General features: G+C 70.4%; 1 protein-coding gene. It reads right to left on the minus strand.

The annotated features are described in order from the left end of the window. A partial coding sequence (ftsH, locus tag G6020_RS08900) for an ATP-dependent zinc metalloprotease FtsH (protein WP_241732637.1) occupies positions 1-2,128 on the minus strand: 2,128 nt, incomplete at its 3' end. Positions 2,129-2,464: the final 336 nt, after the last annotated feature.

The following is a 2,464-nucleotide window of genomic DNA, read 5'->3' on the forward strand; positions in this document are numbered from 1 at the left end:
AGCCGGGGGGCGGTGGCGTGCCGTACGCCGGGATCCCGGAGGACGACGCGCCCGCCGGAACCGACTCACGCTCGCGATCGGTCCGGTCGCCCGGGTCCCGGCCCGCGTCCTGCCCGGTGCCACCTTGCTCTCGGCTCGCCGGGAGGACGGGCATCGAGAACGGGTCGCTCGTCGGTGGCGGCCACGGCTCGCCGCGTTCCTTCGCCAGCTCACCCGGTGTCTTGATGGGCGGCCGGGTCGACGGGACACGACCGGAGAAGTCGTCGAACTCGGTGATCCTCGGACGCTTGACCACGTCCGCGAACAGCCGTTGGAGATCCTCCTGCCGGAGCGTCTCCTTCTCGAGCAGTTCCCCTGCCACGGAGTCGAGGATCTCCCGGTTCTCCTCGAGGACCTTCCACGCCTCGGTGTGCGCGGCGTCGATGATCCGGCGGACCTCGTCGTCGATTGCCTTGGCCACCTCCGGGGAGTACTCGGAGCCCCCGGCGCCGCCGCGTCCGAGGAACGGGTCCCCGCCCTCGCCGCCGTACCTGACCGCCCCGAGCCTGGAACTCATGCCGTACTCGGCGACCATCGTGCGGGCGATCCTGGTGGCCTGCTCGATGTCCGAGCTGGCGCCGGAGGTCGGTTCGCCGAAGACGTACTCCTCGGCTGCGCGGCCGCCCATGGCCATGACGATCCGCGCGATCATGTCCGCGCGGGTCATGAGGGACTTGTCGTCCTCCGGGACGACCAGTGCGTGCCCCCCGGTGCGGCCGCGAGCGAGGATCGTGACCTTGTGGACCGGCTCCAGGTCCTCCATCGCCCACGCCGCGAGCGCGTGACCGGACTCGTGGTAGGCGGTGACCTTCTTCTCGTGCTCGCTGATCACGCGGTGCTTGCGGCGTGGTCCGCCCACGACCCGGTCGGTGGCCTCCTCGAGGATGTCGATCGAGATCTCGTCCCGGCCCATCCGGGCGGCCAGCAGCGCGCCCTCGTTGAGCACGTTGGCCAGGTCCGCGCCGGACATGCCGATCGTGCGCCGGGCCAGCGACCGCATGTCCACGTCGGCGGCCAGGGGCTTGCCCACCGAGTGGACGGCGAGGATGGACTCGCGACCGCGCAGGTCCGGGTTGGTCACCGGCACCTGGCGGTCGAACCGACCGGGCCGCAGCAGGGCCGGATCGAGCACGTCGGGACGGTTGGTCGCCGCGATCATGATGACCGTCTCACGGTCGCTGAACCCGTCCATCTCCACGAGGAGCTGGTTGAGGGTCTGCTCGCGTTCGTCGTGGCCGCCACCCGTCCCGGAGCCGCGGTGCCGACCGACGGCGTCGATCTCGTCGACGAACACGATGCAGGGCGCGTTCTGCTTGGCCTTCTCGAACAGGTCGCGGACACGCGAGGCGCCCACGCCCACGAACATCTCCACGAAGTCCGAGCCCGAGATCGAGAAGAACGGCACCCCTGCCTCGCCGGCCACCGCCCGCGCCAGCAGGGTCTTGCCCGTTCCGGGTGGCCCGTAGAGGAGGACGCCGCGGGGGATCTTGGCGCCCAGGCGCTCGTACCGCGCCGGGTTCTGGAGGAAGTCCTTGATCTCGTTGAGCTCCTCCACGGCCTCGTCCTCACCGGCGACGTCGGCGAACGTGGTCTGCGGCATGTCCTTGGTGAACTCGACGGCCCGCGACTTGCCGACGCCGAACAGGCCGCCCTTGCCGCCCTGCATGCGCGTCATGAAGTAGAACAGGAGCCCGAAGAGGATGAGCATGGGCAGCAGGAACGACAGCATCTGGGTGAGGAAGCCCTGCTGGGTGACGGTGGTGTCGTACTTCTCCGGCTCCGCGGCGGCGATCCGGTCGAAGATCTGGGCCGCCGCCCGCTCCGGGTACTTGGCGAGCAGCTGGTCGGTCTCGTCCGCACCCTCCTCAGGGGTGATCGCCGACTCGAGCGTGAGCCGCAGCTGCTGCTCGCGGTCCTCGATCGTCGCCTCCCTGACGTTCCCGGCGTCGATCTGCGCGAGGGCCACCGAGGTGTCGACCTCCGTGTACCCCCGCTCGTCGTTCGCGAAGAACGAGAAACCGACGATCGCCAGGATGATGACGCCCGCGATCGCCACGTTGCGGAAAACGGTGTTGCTCTTACGTTCCATTCGGTCCTCGAGTGCGAAGGACGGACCCGCCGGTCGGCGGACCTCGTGATGCGACCGACCTCGTCGCCTATCGCCCCAGGCTACCTGCGGGGCACGACAGCCGACCGTGCTGATCGCCGTGGGCGGACAGGCGATCGTGTCGTACGCGCCCCGTACCATCGGGCTCGTGATCACCCCCACCCCGCCCGCGTCCCGGACCGCAGAGGCGGTGCGGTCCGGCGCCGACACCGCGACGGGGGCGCTCGACGCCGCCCTGGACCGGATCGCGCACCTGGATCCGGCACTCCGTGCCTTCACCACTCTCCTCGGGACTGACGGCCGTGCGGCCGCGGCGGC

Origin of the sequence: Dietzia sp. B19 (assembly GCF_014145155.1) — a bacterium.
Lineage (GTDB): Bacteria > Actinomycetota > Actinomycetes > Mycobacteriales > Mycobacteriaceae > Dietzia > Dietzia natronolimnaea.